Annotated in this window: 4 protein-coding genes; all 4 read left to right on the top strand. The window is 69.9% G+C overall.

Translation table 11 applies throughout. The annotated features are described in order from the left end of the window. Positions 1 to 329: 329 nt before the first annotated feature. The 4 genes from rpmG (at position 330) to NLI01S_RS22200 (ending at position 3,573) form a co-directional block, all read left to right on the top strand. Positions 330 to 494: a 50S ribosomal protein L33 gene (gene rpmG / locus NLI01S_RS22215; RefSeq protein WP_067607916.1), complete on the top strand. Its 165-nt coding sequence runs from the start codon at positions 330 to 332 to the stop codon at positions 492 to 494. A gap of 28 nt (positions 495 to 522) precedes the next feature. Beyond that, positions 523 to 768, top strand: coding sequence for a type B 50S ribosomal protein L31 (locus NLI01S_RS22210; RefSeq protein WP_067607913.1), 246 nt, complete (start codon positions 523 to 525; stop codon positions 766 to 768). Between the two features lie 73 nt (positions 769 to 841). Next, positions 842 to 1,012: a 50S ribosomal protein L32 gene (rpmF, locus tag NLI01S_RS22205; RefSeq protein ID WP_067607910.1), complete on the top strand. Its 171-nt coding sequence runs from the start codon at positions 842 to 844 to the stop codon at positions 1,010 to 1,012. A gap of 263 nt (positions 1,013 to 1,275) precedes the next feature. Continuing rightward, positions 1,276 to 3,573, top strand: a complete 2,298-nt coding sequence (locus tag NLI01S_RS22200) for a lysylphosphatidylglycerol synthase domain-containing protein (RefSeq protein ID WP_067607919.1) — start codon at positions 1,276 to 1,278, stop codon at positions 3,571 to 3,573. Positions 3,574 to 3,649 lie beyond the last annotated feature (76 nt).

Here is a 3,649-nt window from a genome sequence, read left to right as displayed (position 1 = left end):
GGCAGTTGCTCACCGCCGCCCCGGTCCTGGACCCGGACGAGGCCCGCCGTCTACGCGCCGAGCGTTTCGCCGAGCGCGACGGGGCGGTCGCCTGACAGCGAGCGCGATACACCTGTCGAGGGCGGTCATGGACACGGTTCCATGACCGCCCTCTTCGTGTGGGCCGACCCGGTCCGGTCGCCCGCTCGGTCCGGCTGTTCGCGCGGATAGGTCAGGACCACCGTGCCGTCGTGGCGGGTTCCCGATCGAAGAACCGAGGCCATGGACCAAGGCGGGAATGAAAACCGTTATCATGTGGTTGACGGAGATCGACCACCAAGGAGGCCCACATGGCACGCAACGACGCACGACCCATCATCAAGCTCAGGTCCACCGAGGGAACCGGAACCACCTACGTGACCCGCAAGAGTCGTCGCAACACCCCCGACCGTCTGGTCCTGCGCAAGTACGACCCCAAGCTGCGTCGCCACGTCGAGTTCCGAGAGGAACGCTGACCAGACCGCGCCCGAAAGAGAGGCACGCATGAAACAGGGAATCCACCCCGAGTACCGACCCGTCGTCTTCCGGGACAAGGCCGCCGACTTCGCCTTCCTCACCCGGTCCACCGTGACCGGTGACAGGACCATCGAGTGGGAGGACGGCAACACCTACCCGCTCGTCGACGTCGAGATCTCCAGCGCGAGTCACCCCTTCTACACCGGTAACGCCCGCGTGGTGGACACCGCCGGCCGGGTGGAGCGCTTCCAGCGCCGCTACGGGCAGCGGTAACCGAACACATCGCGGGTGGCGCGGGGCCCGGGCACGACTCGGGCCCGCCTCCCGCACGGAAAGGCACGTACCAATGGCCGTACCCAAGCGCAGGATGTCCCGCGCCAACACCCGCACCCGCCGCTCCCAATGGAAGGCCAAGACCCCCGACCTGGTCACGATGCACTTGCGGGGCCGCGAGTACCGCGTTCCCCGCAACCTCGTCCGCGCCTACGAACGCGGACTCCTGCCCCTACCCGAGTAGGGAACCCGAAAGATCACCCCCATCGGGGTCCGGGCCCACGACCGGCTCCCTCCCCGCCCGGACCCCGATCCGCACACCGAACCCCTCACACCACCCGGCGACCGACGAAACGCCCCCCGCCCCTGATCACCGCGTCCTCACGAGTCGGGCAGGCTTGAGGGGTGACGACATCCCCGACCGATTCCTCGGCCGCCGCCCCCGGCCGATTCGCCGCCCGCGCTCCGCGCAGGCCCATCGACCTGCTCATCGGCTTCGCCGGACTGATGCTGGTCTTCCTGGTCCTGTTCCTGGTCACCGATGTCATGGCCGAAGGCGGGCCCATCGACGACGCCTCCCAGTTGCGCGCGGTGATTCCGCCCGGGCTGCTCCTCGCCGTCGCGGTCGGTGCGAACCTCCTGTTGCTCGTCCTGATCTGCTACGTCGTCCTGCGCACCCTGATCATCGGGGGCGTGCGCGACCTGCTGCGTCCCATCGTCGCGGCGGCGGCCGCCTACGGTATGACCTCCTGGGTCAACGCGCGGATGAAGATCGCCACCATCGGCGCCGAACCCCTGCCGGGCCTGCCCGAAGACGTCCTCACCGCCACCACCCTGGGCTACGTGGCCGCCGGTATCGCCTTCACCCGGACCATGCCGGCCGGGCAGCCCAGGGTCCGTTCCCTGTTGTGGGGCACCAACGCCGTGGTCGCCGTCACCGCGGTCACGGCGGGCGTCAGCAGCATCCTCGCCGTCCTCTTCACCGTCCTGGTCGGCCTGACCTGCGCGGCCCTGGCCCGCTACGTCATCGGCGTGCGGATGCCGCCCCCCGTCACCGGACGCATCCTGGACGAACTCGCCCGCTTCGACCTGGTCGCGGACCGGATCCTCCCCGACGGTACCGATGAGGACGGGGACCACCGACACCTGGCCGATCTCACCGACGGGCGCCGGATCGAGCTCACCGTCCTCGGCTCCGAGAACACCAGTGGCTTCTGGAGACGGCTGCGTGCCCTGCTCCTCCTGCGCGGTCCGGTCGCCCCGCGTATCCTCTACGGGATCCGCAGACGCGCCGAACACGCCGCCCTGATGAGCGCCGCCGCACGTGATGCGGGGGTTCCCGCGCCCCGGGTGCTGGCCCTGGGGGAACTCTCCCCGGGCACCGTGTTGCTCGCCCGGGAACGCTCGCACATCCGGGCCCTGGACACCCTCCGACCCGAACAGGTCACCGATACCCTCCTCGCCGACCTGTGGGAACTCCTCGGCGCGCTACACCGACGCCGCGTCGTCCACGGCGACCTCCACGGCGCCACGGTCGGCATCCATGAGAACGGTTCCGACGACCCACCCACCGCCGCACTGACCGGGTTCGACCACGGTTCGGTGGCCGCGGCCCAACTGCGCATCTCCCTGGACACCGCGGCCATGATCACCCTGCTGGCGCTGCGCGTGGGTGTCGAACGCGCCGTGGCCTCGGCCGTGCGCGCCCTGGGAGTAGAGACCGCCGCCGCGGTACTTCCCCTGCTACAACCCCCCGGCCTGCCGCACCGGCTGCGCGCCGAACTGCGACGCACCGACCGCGCGCTCCTGGGCCGACTCCGTGAGCACATGGTGTCCTTGGCCCCCGAGGCCCCGGCCGAACCCGCCCGACTGGAACGGATGCGGCCGCGCACCATCGTCAGCTTCGTGGTCGCCACCGTCGTCGGACTGGTCCTGGTATACCAACTCGCCGGCGTCGACCTGGCCACCATCCGCCACGCCGACCCGCTTTGGGCCTTGGCCGCGTTCGTCATGGCCACCACGTGCATGATCGCCGCCGCCATGGTGCTGATCGGTTTCGTACCCGCGCCGCTGCCCTTGTGGCGCACCGTCCTGGTTCAGTACGCGGCGTCGTTCGTGCGCATCGCGGCCCCCGCCGGATTGGGCTCGATCGCGATCAACAGCCGATTCGTCATCAAGGCCGGTGTGCCCACCTCCCTTGCGCTGTCCGCGGTCGGCCTCACCCAACTGGTGGGCTTCCTGGTCCACGCTCCCCTGCTGTTGATCTGCGCCTACCTCACCGGCACCTCCTACTGGACGGGCTTCAGCCCCTCACCGACCGTCGCCCTCATCAGTGTCCTGGGCACGGCCCTGATGGCAGCGGTCCTGCTGCATCCTCGTATGCGCCGGGCGGTCATCGCACGTTTGCGCCCCTACCTGCTCGGGGTCCTGCCCCGTCTGCTGGACATGCTCCAGCGTCCGATGAGTCTGCTGCTCGGGGTGGGTGGCACGCTGCTGCTCACCGTCGCGTTCGTGCTGTGTCTGCACTTCTCGGTCCTGGCGTTCGCCGGCCCCGATACGCGGGTGAGCCTGGTCGCCGTCGCAGTGGTGTTCCTGGCCGGCAACGCCATCGGCTCGGCCGCGCCCACCCCGGGTGGTCTGGGCGCGGTGGAGGCCGCGCTCATCGGCGGACTCACCGCGGTGGTGGGTGTCCCGGCGGTAGTGGCGTTGCCCGCAGTGCTGTTGTTCCGGGTGCTGACGTTCTGGTTCCCGGTGCTGCCCGGCTGGCTGTCGTTCAGCCATCTGCAACGCCGCGAGGCCATCTAGAGATGAGCGCTTCCAAGGGGTGGGGGTGAGGGCGGGGGTTGCTGGTGGGGCGCCTGGGGTTTCTGGCTCTTGGGGA

The organism is Nocardiopsis listeri NBRC 13360 (genome assembly GCF_001570765.1).
GTDB classification, from domain to species: Bacteria; Actinomycetota; Actinomycetes; order Streptosporangiales; family Streptosporangiaceae; genus Nocardiopsis; species Nocardiopsis listeri.
The sequence above is the reverse complement of the archived record's forward strand: the minus strand, read 5'-3'. Positions and strand labels throughout refer to the sequence as shown.

What these genes read in the sequence shown, in the direction of transcription:
- NLI01S_RS22210 (WP_067607913.1), top strand. Translation starts at nt 523, where the DNA reads ATGAAACAGGGAATCCACCCCGAGTACCGACCCGTCGTCTTCCGGGAC.
- rpmG (WP_067607916.1), top strand. Translation starts at nt 330, where the DNA reads ATGGCACGCAACGACGCACGACCCATCATCAAGCTCAGGTCCACCGAG.
- rpmF (WP_067607910.1), top strand. Translation starts at nt 842, where the DNA reads ATGGCCGTACCCAAGCGCAGGATGTCCCGCGCCAACACCCGCACCCGC.
- NLI01S_RS22200 (WP_067607919.1), top strand. Translation starts at nt 1,276, where the DNA reads ATGCTGGTCTTCCTGGTCCTGTTCCTGGTCACCGATGTCATGGCCGAA.